The organism is Haloglomus litoreum, from assembly GCF_029338515.1.
Taxonomy (GTDB): domain Archaea; phylum Halobacteriota; class Halobacteria; order Halobacteriales; family Haloarculaceae; genus Haloglomus; species Haloglomus litoreum.
In genome coordinates, this window is record NZ_CP119988.1 from 2,955,891 (window position 1) to 2,977,468 (window position 21,578).

The 21,578-nt window shown below is 66.1% G+C and carries 21 protein-coding genes and 3 pseudogenes; 12 read left to right on the top strand and 12 right to left on the bottom strand.

Translation table 11 applies throughout. The annotated features are described in order from the left end of the window. The first annotated feature begins 62 nt into the window (after positions 1 to 62). Together P2T62_RS14750 and P2T62_RS14755 are read left to right on the top strand one after the other, a co-directional pair. A complete protein-coding gene (locus P2T62_RS14750; RefSeq protein ID WP_276257835.1) occupies positions 63 to 512 on the top strand; it encodes a luciferase domain-containing protein in 450 nt (149 codons plus the stop codon). Positions 513 to 624: 112 nt separating this feature from the next. Further along, positions 625 to 1,725 carry a mandelate racemase/muconate lactonizing enzyme family protein gene (locus P2T62_RS14755; protein WP_276257836.1) on the top strand — a complete coding sequence of 367 codons (1,101 nt, stop codon included), beginning with the start codon at positions 625 to 627 and terminating at the stop codon, positions 1,723 to 1,725. 24 nt (positions 1,726 to 1,749) lie between these two features. Here the strand turns inward: P2T62_RS14755 and P2T62_RS14760 are convergent. Further along, a pseudogene (locus P2T62_RS14760) lies at positions 1,750 to 2,211 on the bottom strand (HhH-GPD family protein); the annotation flags it as partial. 66 nt (positions 2,212 to 2,277) lie between these two features. On the opposite strand from P2T62_RS14760, the gene P2T62_RS14765 reads away from it, so the two are divergent. Continuing rightward, on the top strand, positions 2,278 to 2,955 hold the full coding sequence (locus tag P2T62_RS14765) for an IS6 family transposase (RefSeq protein ID WP_276257837.1): 678 nt from the start codon (positions 2,278 to 2,280) through the stop codon (positions 2,953 to 2,955). Positions 2,956 to 3,213: 258 nt separating this feature from the next. Here the strand turns inward: P2T62_RS14765 and P2T62_RS14770 are convergent, their stop codons facing one another. The 3 genes from P2T62_RS14770 to P2T62_RS14780 form a co-directional block, all read right to left on the bottom strand. Further along, a complete protein-coding gene (locus P2T62_RS14770) occupies positions 3,214 to 3,399 on the bottom strand; it encodes a hypothetical protein (RefSeq protein WP_276257838.1) in 186 nt (61 codons plus the stop codon). Further along, a complete protein-coding gene (locus P2T62_RS14775) occupies positions 3,396 to 3,746 on the bottom strand; it encodes a HalOD1 output domain-containing protein (RefSeq protein ID WP_276257839.1) in 351 nt (116 codons plus the stop codon). Before P2T62_RS14775 ends, P2T62_RS14770 begins: the two co-directional genes overlap by 4 nt. 78 nt (positions 3,747 to 3,824) lie before the next feature. Further along, a complete protein-coding gene (locus P2T62_RS14780; protein ID WP_276257840.1) occupies positions 3,825 to 4,469 on the bottom strand; it encodes a helix-turn-helix domain-containing protein in 645 nt (214 codons plus the stop codon). 189 nt (positions 4,470 to 4,658) lie between these two features. Between P2T62_RS14780 and P2T62_RS14785 the strand changes: the two genes are divergently transcribed. Next, positions 4,659 to 5,315 carry a helix-turn-helix domain-containing protein gene (locus tag P2T62_RS14785; RefSeq protein ID WP_276257841.1) on the top strand — a complete coding sequence of 219 codons (657 nt, stop codon included), beginning with the start codon at positions 4,659 to 4,661 and terminating at the stop codon, positions 5,313 to 5,315. 67 nt (positions 5,316 to 5,382) lie between these two features. After that, on the top strand, positions 5,383 to 5,790 hold the full coding sequence (locus P2T62_RS14790) for a DUF7344 domain-containing protein (protein WP_276257842.1): 408 nt from the start codon (positions 5,383 to 5,385) through the stop codon (positions 5,788 to 5,790). A 378-nt stretch (positions 5,791 to 6,168) separates the two neighbouring features. Here the strand turns inward: P2T62_RS14790 and P2T62_RS14795 are convergent. Then, a pseudogene (locus P2T62_RS14795) lies at positions 6,169 to 6,621 on the bottom strand (HhH-GPD family protein); the annotation flags it as partial. 398 nt (positions 6,622 to 7,019) lie between these two features. On the opposite strand from P2T62_RS14795, the gene P2T62_RS14800 reads away from it, so the two are divergent. Continuing rightward, entirely contained in the window at positions 7,020 to 8,042 is a 1,023-nt protein-coding gene (locus P2T62_RS14800; protein WP_276257843.1) for a hypothetical protein, read from the top strand. Between the two features lie 182 nt (positions 8,043 to 8,224). On the opposite strand, the gene P2T62_RS14805 is transcribed toward P2T62_RS14800, so the two are convergent. Next, positions 8,225 to 9,235 carry an HhH-GPD family protein gene (locus P2T62_RS14805; RefSeq protein WP_276257844.1) on the bottom strand — a complete coding sequence of 337 codons (1,011 nt, stop codon included), beginning with the start codon at positions 9,233 to 9,235 and terminating at the stop codon, positions 8,225 to 8,227. A 112-nt stretch (positions 9,236 to 9,347) separates the two neighbouring features. On the opposite strand from P2T62_RS14805, the gene P2T62_RS14810 reads away from it, so the two are divergent. Further along, positions 9,348 to 9,539, top strand: coding sequence for a hypothetical protein (locus P2T62_RS14810; RefSeq protein WP_276257845.1), 192 nt, complete (start codon positions 9,348 to 9,350; stop codon positions 9,537 to 9,539). An 82-nt stretch (positions 9,540 to 9,621) separates the two neighbouring features. Here P2T62_RS14810 and P2T62_RS14815 read toward each other — a convergent pair whose 3' ends face one another. Next, positions 9,622 to 10,203, bottom strand: coding sequence for a DoxX family membrane protein (locus tag P2T62_RS14815; protein ID WP_276257846.1), 582 nt, complete (start codon positions 10,201 to 10,203; stop codon positions 9,622 to 9,624). Between the two features lie 229 nt (positions 10,204 to 10,432). Here P2T62_RS14815 and tenA point away from each other — a divergent pair. Together tenA and P2T62_RS14825 are read left to right on the top strand one after the other, a co-directional pair. Then, positions 10,433 to 11,096, top strand: a pseudogene (tenA, locus tag P2T62_RS14820) (thiaminase II). Positions 11,097 to 11,165: 69 nt separating this feature from the next. Then, a complete protein-coding gene (locus tag P2T62_RS14825) occupies positions 11,166 to 11,501 on the top strand; it encodes a ribbon-helix-helix protein (protein WP_276257847.1) in 336 nt (111 codons plus the stop codon). 56 nt (positions 11,502 to 11,557) lie between these two features. On the opposite strand, the gene tbsP is transcribed toward P2T62_RS14825, so the two are convergent. After that, positions 11,558 to 12,373: a transcriptional regulator TbsP gene (tbsP, locus tag P2T62_RS14830; RefSeq protein ID WP_276257848.1), complete on the bottom strand. Its 816-nt coding sequence runs from the start codon at positions 12,371 to 12,373 to the stop codon at positions 11,558 to 11,560. 194 nt (positions 12,374 to 12,567) lie between these two features. Beyond that, positions 12,568 to 14,895 (bottom strand): hypothetical protein, encoded by a 2,328-nt coding sequence (locus P2T62_RS14835; RefSeq protein WP_276257849.1) that lies wholly within the window; start codon positions 14,893 to 14,895, stop codon positions 12,568 to 12,570. Between the two features lie 137 nt (positions 14,896 to 15,032). Between P2T62_RS14835 and glyA the strand changes: the two genes are divergently transcribed. Together glyA and P2T62_RS14845 are read left to right on the top strand one after the other, a co-directional pair. Then, the gene (glyA, locus tag P2T62_RS14840; protein WP_276257850.1) at positions 15,033 to 16,286 is read left to right on the top strand and encodes a serine hydroxymethyltransferase; all 1,254 of its coding nucleotides are present in this window, start codon (positions 15,033 to 15,035) and stop codon (positions 16,284 to 16,286) included. Between the two features lie 308 nt (positions 16,287 to 16,594). Then, positions 16,595 to 17,986 carry a PAS domain-containing sensor histidine kinase gene (locus P2T62_RS14845; RefSeq protein ID WP_276257851.1) on the top strand — a complete coding sequence of 464 codons (1,392 nt, stop codon included), beginning with the start codon at positions 16,595 to 16,597 and terminating at the stop codon, positions 17,984 to 17,986. Between the two features lie 114 nt (positions 17,987 to 18,100). On the opposite strand, the gene P2T62_RS14850 is transcribed toward P2T62_RS14845, so the two are convergent. Beyond that, positions 18,101 to 18,940 (bottom strand): hypothetical protein, encoded by an 840-nt coding sequence (locus tag P2T62_RS14850; protein WP_276257852.1) that lies wholly within the window; start codon positions 18,938 to 18,940, stop codon positions 18,101 to 18,103. Positions 18,941 to 19,262: 322 nt separating this feature from the next. Between P2T62_RS14850 and P2T62_RS14855 the strand changes: the two genes are divergently transcribed. Beyond that, positions 19,263 to 20,477: an AI-2E family transporter gene (locus tag P2T62_RS14855; protein WP_276257853.1), complete on the top strand. Its 1,215-nt coding sequence runs from the start codon at positions 19,263 to 19,265 to the stop codon at positions 20,475 to 20,477. A gap of 34 nt (positions 20,478 to 20,511) precedes the next feature. Here the strand turns inward: P2T62_RS14855 and P2T62_RS14860 are convergent, their stop codons facing one another. Both P2T62_RS14860 and P2T62_RS14865 read right to left on the bottom strand, forming a co-directional pair. Beyond that, the gene (locus tag P2T62_RS14860) at positions 20,512 to 20,757 is read right to left on the bottom strand and encodes a hypothetical protein (protein WP_276257854.1); all 246 of its coding nucleotides are present in this window, start codon (positions 20,755 to 20,757) and stop codon (positions 20,512 to 20,514) included. A gap of 76 nt (positions 20,758 to 20,833) precedes the next feature. Continuing rightward, on the bottom strand, positions 20,834 to 21,559 hold the full coding sequence (locus P2T62_RS14865; protein ID WP_276257855.1) for a ribosome assembly factor SBDS: 726 nt from the start codon (positions 21,557 to 21,559) through the stop codon (positions 20,834 to 20,836). Positions 21,560 to 21,578: the final 19 nt, after the last annotated feature.

Sequence of the window (21,578 nt, forward strand, 5' to 3'; positions counted from 1 at the left end):
GACGGGTCGTCACCCTGGCCAGGGGGCGGCGAGGTTTTCTCGGTCGGTAGCCTAGACGAGGGATGGTATCCGAGCGTGAGGTCATCGCGCGAACCGTCGAGCGGCTCATCGAGGAGGTCGGGAGCTGGGAGGGCATCACCGTGGCCGAACACCGCTTCGGCGGGACGGAGTTCCGGGTCGGACCCCGGGAGATCGGCCACGTCCACGCGTGGGGGATGCTCGACATCGCCTACCTCCGCAAGCTCCGCGACGTGCTCATCGACGAGGGCGAGACCGGCGTCCACCACCTCCTCGCGGAGTCGGGCTGGACGACCTACTACATCGAGTCCCCGGACGACTACGACCACGCCCGGTGGCTGCTCCGGCTCTCGTACCTCTACCACGTGAAGATCGCGAAGAAGACGCCCGCGGGCGCCGAGGAACTGGCCGGCGTCGACGTCGAGGCTGAGGTAGAGGGGCTCGGACTCAGCGAGCCGGTCCGTGCGGCGTTCGAACGACGGGGCGCGGCCTGAAACCGGTCACGACCACGCCCCCGTCCATCCGGGCCGGGCGACCACCCGCCGGGGGAGGAACTATGACCCCGCTCCGAGTGAGGTGGCCTGTTCCCGACCGGAATCGACACACATGGAGATCACCGACCTGGACCCGATACCCGTCAGCGTTCCCTACAGTGTCGACTTCGCCATCTCCGGGGGCGAGGTGTCGGCCGCGAACCACGTCCTCCTCCGACTCCACACCGACGCGGGAGTCGTCGGCCTCGGGGAGGCCTGCCCCGACCCGTACTTCGCACCGGAGACGATGGGCAGTGTCGTCGCGGCGATCGAGGACCATATCTCGCCGGCGATCCGTGGCGAGGACCCCTCGAACCGCGGGCGCATCCACCGGGCGATGGACGAGGCCATCAGGGGGAACCCGTTCGCGAAGGCCGCAGTCGACATCGCGTGCTTCGACGCGACCGGCAAGCACCTCGGCATCCCCGTGTCGACACTGCTGGGCGGACGCCTCCGCGACCGGATCGAGGTGGGGCAGTCGATCGGCATCGGGCCGACCGACCGCGCGGTCGAGCGGGCACGCGCCTGGGTCGACGACGGGTTCTCCTCGATCAAGGTCAAGGTCGGCACCGACCCGGAGACCGACATCGAGCGGGCAACCGCGGTCGCCGAGGCCGTCGGCGACCGGGCCTCAATCCGGGTCGACGCAAACCAGGGGTACCGTGCGGACCAGGCCGTCCGCGTGTTCTCGGCGCTGGAGTCCGAGTGCGACCTCCTGCTCGTCGAGCAGCCCGTCGCGGCCGACGACCTCGCGGGCATGGCACGCGTCACTGCGGCCCTGGAGACGCCCGTTCTCGCCGACGAGTCGGTGTTCTCCCCCCACGACGCGATCGACATCGTCGACCGCGGCGCCGCGGACGCACTCAGCGTCAAACTCGTCAAGGCCGGCGGGCTGTACCGCTCGCGGCAGATCGCCGCCGTCGCGGCCGCCGCTCACCTCCCCCTCGTCGTCGGGAGCATGGTGGAGCTGGGTGTCGGAACCGCTGCCGGTGCCCACTTCGCGGCGACGCTCCCTGCAGCCTACCCGTCGGACGTGAAGGGGCCGACGCTCCACGAGGCGTCCGTCCTGGCGGACCCGATCCGCATCGAGGAGGGACACACCGTCGTCCCCGAGGGCCCGGGTCTCGGGGTGGAACTCGACGACCGGACCGTCGAGGCCTACCGGGTGGAGTGAACCGGACCGGCGGGGGCCGTCCGACTACCGGCGGAGGCGGGCGACGGTCCCGTCCTCGCGGGGTTCAACCGCGACAAGCCCGTCATCGGAGAGGCCCGACAGGAGATCTCGGAGCCATTCACGGCCGTGCTCACCGTCGGGTGTGTAGTCCACTCGTATCCGGTGCCCCAGCGTGTCCAGGTCCATCTCGTCGTGTTCGCCGAGGAGTCGAACGATCCGCCCGCGGAACTGCCGACGGCTCCCTTCGAAGCTCGGCTGTGTGGGGACGTCCGGTGCGGTGAAGTCACCGGTCTGGTACGCGTGGCACCACTCCCGCCACGGGCAGTCCGCCTCGTCGCACTTCGGGGCCTTCCCGCAGGCCACCCCGCCGAGTTCCATGATGGCGTTGTTCCAGACGCGGGACTCGCCGGCGGGCATGAGCGCGCGGGCGACCCGCTCGAACGCCGCGTCGTCGTCCGGCGTGTCGAACGCGCGGTAAAAGACGTTCTCGACGGCACTGTCTAGTTAGCGCAGATTGAGGAACGAGCAGGTCGTTGAGTGTCTTGCCTAGAGATGCTCGCAGACCTGCTCGAGAACGATTACAACGGCGACTTAGATGAATATTGGGAGCGTGAGCGGACGGCGACGCCCGTCAGGGCGTTCGCCGTCCGGCTTCACGCGACCGGTTGTTCACTCAGAGAAACAGAAGCGATTCTTGCGTCTCTCGGCGTGGAGCGTTCGCATCAGGCGATCTTTCAGTGGGTACATCGGCTGACTGACAGCAGTCCAGACCCGCCGACGGCTTCGCCGTCGCGGGTCGCGGTTGACGAGACTGCTGTCCGGATCAATGGCGACCTGTGTTGGGTGTACGCTGCAATCGACCTTGATACAAAGCTGATTCTGGATGCCCAGATTTTCAAGCGTCACGGCACCGATCCAGCGGCTGCGTTCCTCCACCGACTCCGTGAAAATCACGACTGCGCGAATACCACGTTTTTGACTGACTCGTTCGGCTATCGGACTGCCCTCAATCGATTAGGGCTGAGCGGTCGGGTGGACTACACCGACCGAAACCTCATCGAAAAGTGGTTTCACACCCTCAAGCAGCGCATCGACCGCTTCCATCACTCGTGGGTCGGCAGTCGGCGGAGCGTCCGCCGTTGGATTTCTCACTACGTGCAATACTACAACGAACAACGACCGCACCAATCGCTCGACGGACGAACGCCAGCTGAGGAGGTGCTAAACTAGACAGTGCCTTCTCGACGATTTCGTCGGATTCGTGAAACGTCCCGCCGCCGGCGATTCCCCCCGGCATGTGTAACTCGGCTTCGGGACCCGTGATGTCTCGTATGGCCTCGATATCGCCCTCCGCGAACCGTCTCGCAGTAGCGCACGTGATACTCGCCACTGTCGCGCTGACAACACTCGTTCGACTCGGCCACCGTTACAGCACTCGTCACTCACGGCTCTGTCACCTGCTACCGACCCGGATTCCCTCGCAGTTGGTCACTCCGACTGCTCGTTCTTTTCGACTTCAGTGACGATCACGTCCCAGTCGGGATGTTCGACTCCGTTCCGACACTCGAATCCGCCTTCAACGTCGATTCCATTCTCGTAGGCCCTCACGAGGAGCGCTTTTAGCTCCGCGTTCAATTCCGCATTCGAGGTGAGCTGGGTCTCCTCGGACGTCATCTTTCCGCGTCCTTCCCGTATTTTTCCGCTGGTGATTTGTCTCCCTGGGAGATAGTGACCACACCGTAGCTGGACACGGTTATCTCGTGGTCCTCGTGCGTGAATGAAACGTGGATATCTCCGGTCGTTCCGGTGCCGACCCGGACGAATTTATCCAGCGCGTCAGGATCAACCGTAGAGTGAAGCGGGTCCAGTTCGACCGGATCAGCGTCCATCACTTCTGCCAGCGTTGCGATAACGGTCATGCTTGCGGACGTCTTCTCCTGATCAAACTGGGTGCGAACAGCCGCAGCGTCCTGATGATACTCGACCGATTCTACGCTGACCCCAGACACTACTGCGTCCATATCTACCTATTCTACCGGCCTGAATCGGTTTAGTAGAGGTACTGATTATACAGAGGGTTTAAGAGAACGCCCGCCCGATCACGGCGAAGTGACGAGCGTCGCGCCAATGAGACGTCGATGCCCGCGGCGGAGTCGTGACGAAAGCGACTGCTGCGTGATGCCGAGTTCGTCTGCGAGCTCTTCGAGCGACACCTCACGTGGCGTGTCGAAGTAGCCACGCTCGTAGGCCAGTACCAGCGCCTCGCGCTGGGTTTCGGTCAGCTCGTACCCCTCTCCCTGGATTGGGAGCATGGCGTGGACAGCGGTGATCTCTATCGGGATGTCGTGTTCCTGGCAGTACTCTCGAAACTCAGCGATTGCATCCTGACTCTCGCTGCGCACCTCGAATCGCCACTCGTCTTTCGTTCCGATTCCGGAGAGTACGACGACGTTGGCCTTGGCCAGGGCGCTCAGGACGCCCAAGTACGATTGCTTCCACTCGGCACGCATGAGATACTCGTCCTCGACGCTATCGATCAGTCGGATGTTCGTCACGCCCGCGTGTGGGTCGAACGCGTCTTCGATGTCCGCGGTTTCAACGCCACGCACCCAGAAGTACGGGATGATCAGCGTCTGGTGTGGAATCAGTCGCTCCAGTTCGACTGTCACTCCCGGCAAGTTCTCGAAGACACTTCCCAGCGGAAATTCCGCTGTCGGACTCGTAAACTCCATCACGGTCGCCATGGTGGAATCTTCGTCCGACAGGCCGATAACTGGCGTGGGTGGTGTATCATGGCTTCGAGACAGGCCAGAGCACGGTCAGTAGATAGAATCGCGTACTCCGTGAACAGGGAGGGCTGATCGAATGCTGGCGGACATGGTACACCATGCCACTCCCTTTTGTACGAACCTGAACAACCTATTTCCGAGAGAATGAGTGTAATCGCGGAGGTTCGAATTTCACCCGACGACTTCGAACTCGGGCAGATACTGGATCTCGATGAGGCGTCGGCTATCGAACTCGAAACGCTCGTCCCGAGTGGGGACGTTACCGTGCCGCTCTTCTGGGTTTACGAACCGGTCGAAAACCAGTTTCTCGATACCGTCCGACGCTATCCGACTGTCAACAGCGTAACGGAGGTGGACGTGTTCGACGACAGAACCCTATTCAGGCTCGATTGGGATGCGAGCCAGGATCATCTCTTTCGGTGCATTCTGGACAACGAGGGACAAATTTTGGGTGCGACAGGGACAGCTGAAGGGTGGGATTTCGAGATTCGGTTCTCTCACCGCGAGGCATTGAGTCAGTATTGGACGTGTTGTGAGGACGCACACATATCGCTGGAGATGATCAGTGTATACAATCCCACGGATCCCGGGGCCGGCCCGTGGTACGGCTTGAGCAAGCCCCAACGAGAAGCGCTCACGCTTGCCGTTCGGATGGGTTACTACGACATTCCCCGAGGCTGCACGACCGAAGAACTCGCGGACGAACTCGGAATTTCTGATCAAGCAGTGACGGAGCGTCTGCGTCGTGCCATCGGTACGTTCGTTCGACATGCACTCCTCACCCCCGAGACAGACGCGTAAGTGAATCGACTGGTACCATTGTGTACCAAGGAATAGAAGCAGGCAGTTGTGGCTCTGCTATATGGGTATGGATGAGAACGCAGAGCGAGAGGCAGATGATCTACAGAATATCGGCGGTCCCTCCGAGTCTGCGAAACGAGCGCGACCGATTTCCCCCGATAGGATTCTGTCGGCAGTAGCGAACGAACACCGACGCGCTATCCTTAATTCACTGGACAACGCTCCCGGTAAGGCATTGGAGTACGATGCGCTCGTAGACTGCGTTGCAGACAGGGTTCGAGACGAAGACGCAGAGCGAGCATCCCACGAACACCGACAACGCGTCCGGATCGCACTTCACCATATTCATCTTCCGAAACTGGATGCGGCTGGGATAGTCGACTACGAAACTGAAGCGGGGAACGTCCAGTTTGTCGGCGGCGAACTGGAACGAGATCTCCTGACACTGGTCGGGTCACACGATGTCAATGTGTGAACGAAGTGCAGTATCGAGGACGAGTAGCTCGTGGGTCGAACGTATCCTGTCTGTCTAGCGGGATGATGTTCTACAACGAGTGAAGCAGAGTGGGGACAGTCAGCGGGTCGCCGCGACGCAGGAAGGCTGGGAATTCGTTGTCGTATTTTCTGACTGTGAAACAGTTGGTGAATTTTTCGAATATCTCCTAGACTAGCGTGTCGATTTCGATGTCCGCTGGATGGTAACAGATCAAACCCATTCGACGAGTCGCAATAGATCTCACAAGCCCGATCTAATGGCTTGGAACAATGGAAGCCAACACGCCGAATCCATACGCTACGTTCAGCACGGCGTTCCCGTCACGTTCTACTGATTTCAACGGAGCCAGTATACTCACTACCCCAGGCGAGTGATCGTTTCATCGCCTGTTTCCTCGACCTCGATTAGCCCATCGTCAGCCAAATCGGAGAGAAGGTCTCGAAGCCATTCGCGTCCGTGTTGACCGTCTGGTGTATAATCCACGCGAATCCTGTGTCCGAGGCTATCGAGACTCATCTCGTCGTGGTTACTGAGGACACGAACGATACGACCCCGGAACTGTCGCCGACTCCCATCGAAGCTCGGTTGAGTCGGAACGTCGGGCGCGGTGAAGTCACCGGTCTGGTACGCGTGACACCACTCGCGCCACGGACAGCCCGCCTCGTCACAGCGGGGTGTCTTCCCACAGGCGACGCCACCGAGTTCCATGATCGCGTTGTTCCAGATTCGGGACTCTCCGGGCGGCATGAGCACGTTAGCAAGGGTTTCGTAGTCCGGATCGTCCGCATTATGGATTTCTGCAAACGCGCGGTCAGAAACAGACTATACAACGACAGTCAAATACGCTGGACAACTGTCTTTGTGTTGGACCGGGAGACTGTCTATTTCGCGGACGAGACGAATCCCAAGTGTCCATCCATCGGCCAACACCCTTGTTCCAGTCGGTGTCGCCGTGTGAACCGAAACCGAACGACGGCTGAAACGACCTCACGGAGACTGCTGACTCACAGCCACTGACTCGAACCGCGTCTCAGATATTATGTCCTGATATCTATTTTTGATAGAAAGTGGTACAAACGTCACTAGTATCGATATAAAATATGGCCATTAATCAATGTTCCTCGACTCGGCGTGAGCTGCTTAGCGCCACTGTCTTAGGAGCGTTACCAGTAACTGAGCTCTCGGAAAACACCGAATCGCGGGTGACAATGATTTCACCTGGCGACAGTGACTCGTTCAACTATCCATACTTCCTGTACACCCCATCGACCGATACGACTACAGAACGCCCGTTGCTGGTGCAGCCGAACAATACGGGTGCCACCACCGACGACTTTGCGAAACACCGAGCCGAAGCGCGAAAAGATGTAGAAGAAGGATTTGCTCGATTGATTAGCGACGAATTGGGTGTTCCTTTACTGATGCCAGTGTTTCCCCGTCCGGAGTCTGAGCCGGTAGACTGGCGGCACTACGTTCATCAACTTGATACGGAGACGATGCAAATCTCCGCCGGTCCGCTTGAACGCGTTGATCTTCAGTTAGTCGGGATGATAGAAGATGCGCAGAACCGGATTTCGTCGGATATTCCGCTCACTGAGCAGGTCATACTGAATGGCTTCTCCGCGTCGGGAAACTTCGTGAATAGGTTCGCAGTTCTCCACCCCGAGCTGGTAACATCCGTGACGGCAGGCGGAGTCAATGGAATGGTGACGCTTCCGATTAGGGAGGCGAAAGGGCATACGCTGAACTACCAGATCGGTGTCGCCGATGTCGAGGGGCTCACAGGAAAGCAATTCGATATCGCGGAGTTCGGTGACGTCAATCAGTACATCTACATGGGCGCGAAAGATCAAAACGACACACTCCAGGCTGGAGACGCATGGAGTGACGAGCAGCGTGAGATCGCCCGCGAAGTGTACGGAGAGGACATGATAGATGACCGCTTCCCGTATTGCGAGTCAGTGTACGATGATGTTGACGCGTCGGCAGAGTTCGAATTGTACGAAGGCGTCGGACACGCGGTTACGGAAGCCATGGTACGTGATATAACGAACTTCCACCGCGAACACGCAGAGATTCCGGACCGTGCTGTTGAATCCGGAAAGTCAGACCGTGACGTGAGTATACTGGATGTACTTGAATTGCTTGGAATCCCGGTTGAGGCCGCGATCGCAGGCTTAACCACGGTTCTCGCCGGCATGGCCTATCTGTTGCGTCAGGTAGAAAAGTGATGTACTGCACTGGCAGCGGTGAGATGGTGTGTCAGTAGCAAGCCCAGATTGACCGGGCGGAATCTGCCGACCGATTCCTCGGATGGTGCCAGCTGATTCAGCTGTGGCGAAGACCGGTTATCGTATTGGACCTCAGCAGAGCAGCTGATACTCTGAGACCGGACTTCGCGGAAACGCAACGACTACCTCTGAAGACGAGCCACCGTCTCATCTTTAGTCTCTTCAACTTCGACTAACCCATCATCAGCCAGATCCGAGAGCAGTTCTCGAAGCCAGTCTCGACCGTGGTCGCCGTCTGGTGAATAGTCCACGCGGATTCGATGACCGAGGGTATCGAGAGTCATCTCGTCATAGTTACCGAGGAGTTTGATGATTCGCCCGCGGAACTGCCGGCGACTCCCCTCGAAGCTCGGTTGTGTGGGTACGTCGGGCGCGGTGAAGTCACCGGTCTGGTAGGCGTGACACCATTCGCGCCAGGGACACCCAGCCTCGTCACATCGTGGTTTCTTCCCGCAGGCAACACCGCCGAGTTCCATAATCGCGTTGTTCCAGATTCGGGACTCTCCAGCTGGCATAAGGGCGTTCGCAACGGTTTCGTAGTCTGGATCGTCCGCATTATGGATTTCTGCAAACGCGCGGTGGAGCACGCGCTTGACGTTCGTATCGACCACGGCATCGCCCTGGTTGAACGCGAAGGAGGCGACCGCGTTCGCAGTGTACGGGCCGACACCCATCAGCTCCTGCAGGCGCTCGGGCGTCCGGGGGAACGCGCCCGCCTCGACCCCCTCGACCTCGCCCTCGACGACCTGCCGGGCGGCCTCGTGGAGGTACTTCGCGCGGTTGTTGTAGCCCAGCGAGTGGTCCGTCCAGAAGCCGACCACGTCGGCGCGGTCGGCGGCCGCGAGGGTCTCGACGGTGGGCCACTCGTCGAGGAAGTCGTGCCAGGCCTCGACGACACGGTCGAGCTGGGTCTGCTGGCTCATCACCTCCGAGACGAGGATCTCGTACGGGTCCTCGGTCTCCCGCCACGGGAACGAGCGGTGGTCGGCCTCGTACCACGCGACGAGCGCCTCGCGGACCCGCTCGACCGCTTCCGGGTCGTCGGGGAGCGCGGGGGCGTCGCCGTCCTCGCGGGCAGCGCCCGCTGTGGTGCCATCGGGGAGTTCCTCGGACGCTGGCCCGGCGTCTGTCATCGTCGGGACTCCGCGTGGACGGTACTTTCCGGTGGCGGTTCCGGGCGGTCGTCACCTGACCCGTGACCCGTCGAGGCGAAAAGCTCAGGCGGCCGGCCACCCGGGAACGACCATGCACACGACCGGTCGGCTCCTCGTCCTGGCAGTCGCCTGCCTCGTGGTGGCCTGGCTCGCGGGCCGGTTCGTCGGCGTCACCGCCGGGATGGCGCTCACCGTGCTCGGACTCCTGTTCGTCGTGGCCGCCATCGCCAACTCCTACCTGGCCGATGTCCGCGAGGGCTACCGCTCGGGGCGAGAGGAGTGAACGGCAGGAGGGCCGACGCTACGCGTCGTGGGTGTCGAAAGCGAGAAACGCAGGAGAGATCCGCGGAAGAACTCCTACCGGGTCAGCCCAGCAGCAGGCGGAGCCAGCGGTTGTTCTGGACGAACTCGGTCTTCTCGAGGTAGGCGTCCAGGCCGAGGATGCGGCCCGAGCCGACCGCGCCGAGACCGAACAGGAGGGCCGCGTAGACGAGGTGGTCGTCGACGACCCAGCCGTGCGCGACCGGGAGTCCGGCCATGATGCCGCCCGTCAGGCTGGCGAGCCAGAAGAACATCATCATGACGGCGCCCCAGAACGCGTTCCAGCGCACCGCCGCGCCGATGATGAGGCCGAAGCCGGTCAGGGTCAGGCCCCACATGACGAGGATGTCGATGAGCGGCATTCCCGCCATGCTCGCGAAGAACCCGGTCAGCGGGTTCCCCTCGGGGATGGCGTTGAGCAGGAAGCCCGACGCGGTCCAGTTGTTCTCCGGGTTCGCGTCGAGGTACGTGACGAGCTTGGTGAGTCCGCCCTGGAGGAGGACCCAGCCCATGACGACCCGCATCGAGACCAGCGCGTAGCCGATCCAGTGTTCGCTGTACTCGAAGTGCGCCTCACGGCCGAATATCTCCGTGTCGACCTGCCGGGTTGTGTTCTTGGTTGACATCGTGGTTCACCTTACGGATAGGTGTAGGACGGATACCCATATCACCCTGAATGATGATTCCAAATACCTGAGAATTGCACCACAGCGTGGCGATTCCGCCCTACTCGCCCCTGGGCGCTCCGCGAGCGGAACGCTGGTCGACCGACCGAGCCATCGGTAGGACGAGATTGCCGCACTGATAACTGGATAATACCATAAGGTAATAGTCCGGTGGCACCGGGAGGTCGGCATGGGCTTCACGGACGAACTCGAGCCGCTCCACGACGAGGTCGTCACCGGCATCGTCGACCATCCGATGGTCGCGGGCATCGGGGACGGGACGCTCGAGCCGGAACCGTTCCGGCGGTGGGTGCGACAGGACTACGTCTACCTGGTCGAGTACAACCGCGTGTTCGCCCTCGGCGCGGCGAAGGCCCGACCTCGACCGGATGCGGACCTTCGCCGAGCTCCTGCACGAGACGCTACACACGGAGATGGACCTCCACCGGTCGTACGCCGCCGAGTTCGACATCTCCGAGGCCGAGCTGGAGGCCACCGACCCGGCGCCGACCACGCGCGGGTACACGGACTTCCTCGTCCGGGTGGCCGCGCTGGGCTCGTTCGGGGACCTGGTCGCGGCCCTGCTGCCGTGCATGTGGGGGTTCAACGAGACGGCCGAGCGGCTCGCGGCCGACGGCCTCCCGGACGAGGAGCGGTACGCGGCATGGATCCGCACGTACCGGGACGACGAGTTCGCCGAGCTGGCCGACTGGTGCCGGGCGCTGCTGGACGAGGTCGCCGCGGGCGCGCCCGACCGGACCCGCGAGCGGTACCGGGACCTGTTCTACACCTCCGCGCGGTACGAGTACCGGTTCTGGGACGCCGCGTACCGCGACGAGCGGTGGGGTGTCTGAACGACGACGGCCGCCCCCTCGCCCGCGGACAGCACAGGCCTCAAGCCCGTCGGCGGCGTCGGCCCGGGTATGAGTCTCGACGAGCTGTCCACCGATATCGAGTCGACCTACGCCGACCTCGGCGACGAACTGGACGTGTCGCTGGACCGGGAGACCCGCAACGAGCTGGCGCTGCTGGCGGCGGCCTACGACCCGGACGACATGGACGAACTCGTCCGGCGGGGCATCCATATGCTGTTCCAGTCGGCCGTCGACACCGGGAACGTGGACTTCCACCTCCGCTCGGCGTACGACGTCACCTACGACGAGTACCTTTCGGGGATGACCTACGAGGAGATGACCGGCGGTGCCGGTGGCGTCGGTGGGCCACCCGAGCGAGACGATACGCGGCGCTACCAGCAGTGAGGACCCTCGAAAACGCTCTCCCACGGCTCGTGTCCGGGCAGTCGGTCGTCGGGCGTTCAGGCCGCCGCCAGTGAGGACTGCGCGGCGGCGACCAGTTCGTCGATATCGAGCTCCTGGAGCTCCTCGTCGTGGAGCAGGAGGCGGAGGCGCGGGCGCCCGACGTCGATGGGGACCTTCTCCGTGTCGATGAGGTCGACCTCCTCGAGCCGCGTCTTCGTTCGCGAGAACGTCGCCTTCGACGCGATGCCGATGTCCTCGCCCCACTTGCTGACATCGTACAGCAGTTCGCGGTTCCTGGCCGCGACGAGCAGGCTGATGGTCACCTCGTCGAGCCCCTCACCGTCGCCACGCGCCGTCTCAAGCGTCGCGAGCATGGCGTCGAAGTCGTCGGCCGCCTCGGGGCCGAGCGACTCGCGCAGCGTCTCGCGGACCCGGGAGATGGCCGGCGTCCGGAGGTTGTACGGCTCGGCGCTCTCCCAGGCGCCGGCGTACTCGTCGTAGGCGCCGTCGACGAACTCGTCGTCCTCCGTCGGGATGGCGGCCGCACGGCCGCCCGCCGTCACGAGCGCGGCCACGGCGTCCGCGGTCACCAGCAGCGTGTTGTCACCGTTCTGGTAGGTCCGGAGCTCGAGCCGGCCGGCCTCGATGAGGTCGGCGGCGTTGCTTCCCACGATGAAGTCGTCCATGACGTCCTTCAGGACCGCCCCGTCGGCCAGCAGTCGGACCGTCGGCCCACCGTCGGGAGAGAGGACCTCGACCAGTTCCTCGACGGTCTCCGGGGCCGGATTCACCACGAAGACGGTCTCGTCTACGCCGACGAGTGCCTCGGTGAGCACGTCGGCGATACTGTTCTCGAGTAGATTGGCGTCCATGATAGCTGGGTCTATCTACGAGGTGAACTCTATATTAATTTATTGGATAATTGTAAGGAACGGGGCGTTCGTGGTCAGAGGGCCGTATAGACGGCGGAGTGGGGAGGTCTCGCCGGACGGGAGGTGGACGAGCGTAGCTCGAGGCGGCAGAAGAAACCCCCGACATATCCGGGAGAACCCGGACACGCGAGCGGTCAGTCGCACCGGCTCGAGAGCTCCGCCGCGAGTTCGGTCGACCAGCGGAGGTCGCCGTCGTAGTAGGCCGGGACGGACCGCTCGCTGAGCAGGTCGATGGCTGCGTCGTGGCCCAGTTCCGTCCGTGCCGGCCGCCCGTGCAGGCGGTCGTTGTCGTCGAACGGTGAGCGGTGGCTCCTGCCCGGGGCGTCCGCCGAGAGGACCTCCTGGACGATCTCGAAGCCCGCGTCGGTCTCGGAGACCTGCAGCACGGCGGGCGCTGCGGCCGGGACCAGCGCGTACGTCCCGTCGCCGACGACGGCGTAGTCGCTCCCCATCAGGATCTGCTGGCGGGCGAGCGAGAGCGCCCGCTCGAACCCGACGCCGTGGATGAGCAATCGGGCGAACGCCGTCCCGACCGTCGCGGCGTGCCGGTCCAGCACCGTCGTCAGCGTCACCGCTCCCGCGACGCTCCCACGCTCGACGAGACGCTGTCCCTGCTGGTAGGAGCCACACGCGTTCAGGAAGAACGTCCGCGCCCGGACCGTCTCCACGTCGGCCACGTCGAGGTAGCCGTCGCGACAGCGCAGCCCGTCGCGCTCGCAGTGGCCGATGTAGTGGACGAAGTCGCGGGGCTCGCCGAGGAGGTCCGCCAGGGACCGTCGGTCCAGCGAGCCGTGGACGGTCACGTCGACCGGGAGGTCGGCCGCCCGCTCCCGGTAGATGTCGGCGACGGCCTGCTCGCCCGTCAGGTCGGCATCGTTGCAGACCACGGCGATGTCGAGCGTTCCCGGCCGGTCACGGCGGGCGGCCAGCCGGTTCCGGTACGCCTCGGGATTGGATTTGAACGCCTCGATGGGGGTCCCATCGGCGAGCCAGCCGTGGAGCCGCGCGTCCCGGAGCTCCGGCGCGAGCCGGTCGGCGGTCGCCACGTCGCCGGCCGAGCGGGTCATCCCACCACCGGCCGGTCGGTCCCCCGCCACGTCGCCGGCCGAGCGGGTCATCCCACCACCGGCCGGTCGGTCCCCCGCCACGTCGCCATCCGTCGGGTCACCCGGACGCCCAGTCGGGTCGCCGGACGCCCGTCCGGAGACGGGCGCCGGACCCACACCGGGGCCACGGTAGAACCCGTCGAGCGCCCGTCGGAGCAGCGATCCGCCGTCGAGTTCCGACGCGGCCGCCGGGTAGACGAGACTCAACCGATCGAGCAGGTAGGGGAGACAGCGGGCCGTCCGCGTCCCGCCGTCCACGTAGGTCGCCAGCGGCCAGGCGGGGAACTCGCTCTCGATGGGGGCGAACGGGGCGTCCAGATACGCGGCTAGTCGCCCGGCCGGCGACAGCGACCGTGCGGTCGCCGCCTCGATACCGACCCGGTCCAGCAGGTCGGCGCCCGCGAGCCGCTCGCCCGGCCGGTCGCGGGTCAGACAGTCGAGGACGAACACGCGGCGGAGCAGTCCCCCAACCTCGTCGGCGAACGGTCCCTCGGCGGCCGGGAGCGGCCGGTCGATGCCCGCGTCGGCCGCGACGAGCCGTGGCCGGTTCCGGCCCTCGTCGACCGTCACCCGGGCACCCAGGTAGAACGCCAGCGGTGCCGCGAGACAGCACGTCGACATCGCCGCCGGGAGCCGGAGTTCGATACCCGTCTCCGGCGTGGCCTCCCGCACCGCCGTAGGCACGTCCAGGTCGCCGAAGGCCACGAGCGGCGGGTGGCCGCGGCGTCCCGGATGCGACCGCCCGGGACCCATCGTCCCGAGTGCCGACGAGGCGTGCGTGAGCGCGGTCGCGACACCGGCCGGCGTGGCCGGGACGGTCACCGTCGGCGGGTCCGGAGCGGCCTCGCGGAACCCGACCGTGACGAGCGTGGGGTCGTCGAAGGCGACCGTTACCCGCGGCTCTTCGGCCGTGGCGGGCGCGGCACCGCCCGCTCGCCGGCCGCCCCCCTCGCCACGCCAGCCAGCCGCGTCCCGCCCGCCCCCTCCGACCCCCACGTCGCGCCCGCTCCCGGCTCCCGCGCCGCTCCCGTCGGGGAGCGCGGGGGGGCGCACGTCGGCCTCGCCGTCGAACCGAATGATCGTCTCGACCGCACCGTCCGTCGCGACCAGCGCCTCGCCGTCGCCGAGCGAGACCCGGTCGCCAGCCGCCCGGGTGCGTGCCGGACACCGGACCGAGACGGTCGCCGCGGGGAGCGTGAGGCGGGCCACCCGGCCACCGAGCCGCGCGTCGACCGGGAACGGGAGCGGCGGCGGCGCGTCCGGCGGGGCCCGCTGCCAGCCGTCGGTCTCGAGGTGGACCGACCCCTGGCGGCCGTGTGCGGCTATCCACCCCCCTGACGTGGCACACCACACCATCTGTAGAGCGTCTCTCGGGTGGCCGACCATAGAACTACCGCCACGAACTGCCGGGGCTTTTTACCCGCTCCGTGGCTCTCCCGTCCGGATTGCCGCAGACGGGAAGCTACTTCCGCCACCACTCCCGACGTTGCTGTATGTACGACCGCGTCCGCGAGACCGACCCGGCGGTGGCCGACGCCCTCGCCGGCGAGGTGGACCGCCAGCGCGAGACCCTCGCGATGATCGCCTCCGAGAACCACGTCTCCCCCGCGGTGCTGGAGGCGCAGGGGTCGGCGCTCACCAACAAGTACGCCGAGGGCTACCCCGGCGAGCGCTACTACGCCGGCTGTGAGTTCGCCGACACGGTGGAGGAACTTGCCATCGAGCGCGCGACGGAGCTCTGGGGCGCAGAGCACGTCAACGTCCAGCCCCACTCCGGCACGCAGGCGAACATGGGCGTCTACCTCGCGATGCTCTCGCCCGGCGACAAGATCCTCAGCCTCGACCTGAACCACGGTGGCCACCTCTCGCACGGCCACCCCGCGAACTTCACCGGCCAGACCTACGAGGTCGAGCAGTACGAGGTCGACCCCGAGACGGGCTACATCGACTACGACGCGCTCCGCGAGCACGCCGAGCGGTTCGACCCGGACATCGTCGTCTCGGGCTACTCCGCGTACCCACGTGAGGTCGAGTTCGAGCGCGTCCAGGCGGCCGCGGACGCCGTCGACGCCTACCACCTCGCCGACATCGCCCACATCACCGGGCTCGTCGCCGCCGGCGAGCACCAGTCACCGGTCGGCGTCGCGGACTTCGTCACCGGCTCGACGCACAAGACCATCCGCGCCGGTCGCGGCGGCATCATCATGACCGACGAGGAGTACGCGAGCGACATCGACCCCGCCGTCTTCCCCGGCGGCCAGGGCGGCCCCCTGATGCACAACATCGCCGGCAAGGCCGTCGGCTTCAAGGAGGCGCTCCAGCCCGAGTTCGATGAGTACGCCGCGCAGGTCGTCGACAACGCGGAGGCGATGGCCGAGGTGTTCGCCGACCACGGCCTGAAGGTCGTCTCCGGCGGCACGGACACCCACCTCGTCCTCGTCGACCTCCGGGAGTCGCACCCGGACCTCTCGGGCGGCACCGCGGAGGAGGCGATGGAGGAGTGCGGCCTCGTGCTGAACGCCAACACCGTCCCGGACGAGAGCCGCTCGCCGTTCGACCCCTCGGGTATCCGCGTCGGGACGCCCGCGCTCACCACGCGCGGCATGGGCGAGGACGCCGTCCAGGAGGTCGCACACCTCATCTGCGACGTGCTCGACGACCACGACAGCCAGGACACCCTGGACGCCGTTGCCGAGCAGGTCGACGCGCTCTGTGCGGACTACCCGCTGTACGAGGACCTGGAGTAGTCCCGCGTCCCGCGAAGGGATTCCCGTTCGGAGTGTCCGACTGGTTGGAAACGACCAGAACACAGAGCCTAGTAATCCAACAACTCCACTACCACACACATCATCTTCGAAGATATTATACAAATCTATAAATTCTCTAATTATCCTCTAACGATAGCAGGAGGGCCCCGGCCAGCCAGCACGGCACCGGGCGCACCAGCCGGCACCGGTACCGACGGCGCCACGGGCCGGTCGGTCGGCATCGTCCGGACCGTGACCGAGAGTGGTCGTCATCGAACTTTTCCGTCCGAAGAGGGAATCGTCGTTCGATGAGTCGGTCCCCGTCCCTCGGCGTTCTCCTCGACCACACCCGCGACATGGTCATCCTGGTCGACGAGGCGGGGACGATCACCTACGCCAACGGGGCCGTCGAGGACATCCTCGGGCGGTCCCCCGAGGACTTCGAGGGGCGGACCGTCTTCGACGAGATCCATCCCGACGACATCGGGGGGGCCCGCGCCGCGTTCGAGGAGACCATCGAGAGCGAGTCCTTCGTCGAGACGACCTGCGAGTACCGCTGTCGGGCGGCGGACGGCTCCTGGGTCTGGCTCGAGAGCCGGATGTCGAACCTGACCGACGACGAACTCGACGGCTACGTCTGCTCCTCGCGCGACATCACGGACCGTGTCGAGGCCCAGCAAGACCGGGAGGCGATGACCAGACGGCTCCAGGAACTGTCGGCCACCACGGGCGACGTGCTCTGGATGTTCACCGCCGACTTCTCGGAGCTCCTGTTCGTCAACCCCGCGTACGAGGACGTGTACGGGGGAAGTATCGAGGCGCTGGAGGCCGACCCACAGCGGTTCCTGGACACCATCCATCCCGACGACGTCGAGGCCGTCAGGGAGGCGATGGCGTGTCTCGACGCGGGGAACCCCATCGACATGGAGTACCGGGTGAACCCGGACCGGGACTACCGCACCTGGGTCTGGGTCCAGGCCGAGCCCATCGTCGAGGACGGAGAGGTCGCCCGCATCACCGGCTTCACGCGCGACATCACCGACCGATACCGGCGCGAGCGACATCTCTACGTCATGGACAACCTCCTGCGGCACAACATCCGCAACGACGTCAACACCATCTCCGGCACCGCCGAACTGATCAAGCAGGACGCCCCGGAGGTTGCCGAGCAGGCCGCGGTCATCCGGAAGACCGGCGACGACCTCCTCCGGAGCGCGGAGAAGGAGCGCGACATCATCGAACTGCTGACCGGGCCGGTCACCGCGGAGCGGGTCGACGTGGTTGTGGCGGTCGAGCGGGCCATCGAGACCATCAGTGACCGTGGCCTCGCGGCCGACGTCACCGTCTCGGCGCCCGAGACGGCCGATGCCCAGGCCCTGCCGGAGCTTCATCTCGCCATCGCGGAGCTCATCGAGAACGCCATCCTCCACAGCGACGCCGACGCGCCGCCCGTCCCGGTCACCGTCGAGGTCGACGCGGAGCGGATCGGGGTTCTGGTCGAAAGCGAGACGCCACCCATCCCCGAGATGGAGGTGGCGGTCCTCCGGGGCGACCACGAGATGGACGGCCTCTACCACAGTACCGGGCTCGGGCTCTGGCTCGTCTACTGGGTCGTCGAACTCTCGGACGGCCGTATCGAGGTGAGCCGCCACGACAGCCTGAACCGCATCCGGATCGAACTGCCCCGTCGGGGGAGGTGACGGGCCCCGGCAACGGCCGACCCCACCGGTCGGACGGCCAGCGGCAATCGGACGACAGGCGACGGACCGAGGGCGACCCGCCCCTGTGCAGCCCCCGTACCCGGCTCCACCGCTTCATCCCTCGCGCGCGACCAGCAGGAGCAGCAGCCCGAACAGCCCACACAGTGCCGCGACGTACCAGCCCACCCCAGCGCCGATGGTCGCGACGGCGGCGGCCCCGATACCCAGGAACAGCAGCGCCAGGGCGCCGGCGGCCAGCTGTACCTGCGGGTTCGGGTCCCGACCCGTTTCCGGGGCCGCCTCAGCGACGATGGCGTCCAGCGCCGCTGTGACGTCGTCCAGCCGGTCGGTCGGGACCAGCAGGCGGGTCGTGCTCCGGCCGAGCCGCCCGGGGCGAGCCGGGATCGACAGCGTGACCAGCGTCAGCGGCCCGAGCGGGCGCACCCGGTAGCCAGTCACGCGGTCGAGGTCGAACACCCGGGCGCCCGCGTCGAGGACGGCGCGTTCCGGGTCGATGGTCCCCCGGGTCGTCGCGACGGCGTACGTCACCCCGGCGAGGACGCCGCCCACGGCGACGAGTCCCGTCAGCCGGGGGTCGAGCAGCCAGGGCCCCGCGAGCGCCGCGGCGCCCAGCAGTCCGAGCGCGACCCGTTGGCGCAGGGAGAGCGCCAGTCCCACGGTCATCTCCTCGGGGTAGAACCGCGGTCGCTGGTCGGGGTCGCGGAGCATCGGGAGCAGGTAGAGTACGGAGGCGGGGCCACCGACCAGTACGAGGACGACGACCAGCAGCCGGACCGCCGTGTTCCCGGTCAGGAGCGCCAGTCCGACGACGGCCAGGAGTGCCGCGGCCGCCAGCCCGAACACGCCGTGGAGGAGCGCGGCGCCGACCAGATACAGCCCCCGGAGCCACCGCTCGGTGGTCGCGTCGTGGCGCCACGTGACGCTGGTGGCCATCATCCGACCCTGCGCCGGTTGCGGGCAAAGGCGTATCGGCGGCTGGTCGGGTGTTGGCCAGGCGGTGTTCGAATCGGAACCGGCGGCGACGGGGGGTGTGCAGCGATTCGTGTGCTGACGACGACAGCGACGGGACCCTGCTGCGAGGAGCCGTGCGGCGGGTTGTCGCGGGTGGCTCCTCGCCGGGCCCGCCCCGTGCGTTGCGCCGTGGCACGGATGCTGGTACTGCCACCCGGTCCCTGCGCCCGACAGGAGCAGCCACCCAGAGCACGGCTGGACGGCAGGGACGGAGGTTTATGGTCGCGCCTGTGAACAATCCGGTATGAAGGTTCCCGTCTCGAAGTCCCGCGGCGCGTGGTGGGTGATCGGGGCCGCACTCGCCGGATTCCTCCTCTTCGTGGCGTACTCGTTCGTGGGAACGTTCGTGCTGGCGCTGTTCGTCTACTACGGGACGCGACCGTTCTACACCCGGTTGCGGCGCCGGTTACCCTCGTCGTCGCTCGCCGCGGCCCTGGCGCTCCTGGCGCTCGCGCTGCCGGTGCTCATCCTCGTGACCTACGCGCTGGCCATCGGTCTGCAGGAGTTCCAGCGGTTCCGCCAGACCGCCGACCTCGGGCCGCTGGAGGAGGCCGTGGCGCCGTACCTCAACGTGTCCGACGCCGTCGGTGACCCGGCGACGCTGCTGTCGGACCCCAGCGCCCGCCGCGCGCTCGAGGGCGCCATCGGTCCGGCACTGGACTCGCTGGGGTTCGTCGGGAACGGCCTGCTCCACCTGTTCATCGTCTTCGCGGCCGCCTTCTACATGCTCCGGGACGGCCCCCGTCTCACCCGGTGGGCGGTCCGCCGGTTCGGCAACGAGAGCGGCGTCCTCGACTCGTTCCTCGAGAGCGTCGACACCGACCTCCACAGCGTCTACACCGGGAACCTCCTGAACGCGGTCTTCACCGCCGGCATCGGTGCCGTCGTCTACTCCCTGCTGAACTTCGTCTCGCCGGCCGGGAGCGCAATCCCGTACCCCGCACTCGTGGGGCTGCTGGCGGGCGCCGCGAGCCTCGTCCCCGTCGTCGGGATGAAGCTGGTGTACGTTCCCGTCGGCATCTACCTGTTCGTCGTCGCCGGCGCAACCGGGGCGCCGCTCTGGTTCCCCGTCGCGTTCGCCGCCCTCTCGTTCGTCGTCGTCGACACCATCCCGGACCTCCTGCTCCGGCCGTACGTCTCCGGGCGCAACCTCCACGTCGGGCTGATCATGTTCGCCTACATCTTCGGGCCGCTGCTGTTCGGCTGGTACGGCATCTTCCTCGGGCCGTTCCTGCTGGTGGTGCTCTACCACTTCGCCTACCTCGTCCTGCCGGAGCTGGTCGACGGCGCCCCCATCCAGCCGGCCGCGGTCGACCCCGGAACGAGCCCGTACGGCCCCGGAGCCGACGCCGCCGAGGGACTGGCGGACGAGCCCAGCGACGACCTGGAGGGGGCCGAATCGAGCGGACGGCACGACGGCGACCCGGCACCGAGTCCGGACGGCGGGACCGAGGAGTGAGCCGGCGGGGACTGACCACGGCTGCCCCGGGCCGCTACTCCAGACGGGTGCCGTCCCGGGGACAGTACTCGTGGTCGATCGCACGCGTCCGGTAGCCGCATTCGGGGCAGCTCCGGACCGGCGGCTCGTCGCCGTCGTCGCCACCACGGAAGAGGAACGGGACGAACGGGAGGAGGAGGAACACGAGCAGCGTGTCGAGGTAGACGTACGCGACGACGCTCACCAGCAGGCTCGCGAGGAGACCGACGGCCGCGGTGAGCAGGCGGGAACGCGAGGGCACGGTCGGCAGGAGGGGCCGAACCCCGGAAACGGTTGCGCTCGCCGGGGGCGGTCCGGTGGCGGCCGGGGCCGCCCAGCTATCGCGTCCCGATCTCGTCCTCGTCCTTGATGACGCGGACGTCGGCCTCGCCGCTGGAGACCTCGTTACAGAGCTCGTAGAACTCGTTCTGGAGTCCGGCGGGGAACTCCAGCACCCCGACCCACCCGCCGTCGGACTGCCACTCCTCGCGCTGCAGGTCACCGAACTCGCGGACCCGCGCCTGCCCGGACCCGGCGTGGTCGGCGGGCAGCCTGACGGCCATCACGACCTCGTCGAACCGGATGGGGATGACCGGGCGGAGCGCCTCCAGCGCGTCGTCGACCTGGTTCTCGACGGGCTCCATGGGGTCCACCTTGAACCCGGCCTGCTCGAGCGCGCGCTCGATGCGCTCCGGGGGGTGCGGCGTGTCGTCCTGCTGGGGGTTGACCGCGTTCCGGACGATGGTGTTGACCAGTTGCTTGTGCTTCTGCTCCTGCATCTCCCGGCGCTGTTCGGCCGTGATCTGGATCTCCCCGCGCCGGATGACCTCCGGGATGATCTCCAGCGGGTCGGTCGTCCCGAACACCTCCTCCAGCGAGTCCTCCGGCGGGCGGTCACCCCGGGAGGCGTCCTCGAAGACGTCCTCGGCGGCGATGACGTCGTCCAGCTCGCCCTCGAACTCCTCGCGCTTGATGGCGAGCGCGGCGTCCGGGTCCACCAGCACCTCGAAGCGCTGGCCGTGTGATTCCAGCCGGGCCGTCACGGCCTCGTCGAGTGATATCATACCGCCGGCTACGTGGGCG